Origin of the sequence: Roseivivax isoporae LMG 25204, from assembly GCF_000521865.1 — a bacterium.
In the GTDB taxonomy this organism is placed as follows: Bacteria; Pseudomonadota; Alphaproteobacteria; order Rhodobacterales; family Rhodobacteraceae; genus Roseivivax; species Roseivivax isoporae.
In genome coordinates, this window is the sequence record NZ_JAME01000199.1 from 1 (window position 1) to 311 (window position 311).

Genomic DNA, 311 nt, shown 5'->3' on the forward strand with positions numbered 1-311 from the left:
CCATCGCGGCCTGCCCTGGGTGCAGGACTGACATGGCGGCCTTCGATCTGGAGGGCGTGGTGCGCGCCCTGGACGGCATCCGCGCCCAATGGCGCACCTCGCAACAGCGCGCCCGCGAGCCAGGCGAACGCGAGTTTCCGTCGCGCGAGGCGCTGGCCGACATCTTCGACAAGTTCAAGCGCGCGCTTTTCCCCATGCGCCTGGGGCCGGTGGACATGCGCCACGAAAGCGAGAATTTCTATGTCGGCTACACGCTGGACGCGGCCCTGCGCAGCCTGCTGGAACAGGCGCGGCTGGAGCTGCGGCGTCAC

General features: G+C 69.1%; 1 pseudogene. It reads left to right on the plus strand.

What is annotated here, in order from left to right:
- Positions 1 to 32 precede the first annotated feature (32 nt).
- Positions 33 to 311: pseudogene (locus RISW2_RS23335) on the plus strand (serine O-acetyltransferase EpsC); the annotation flags it as partial.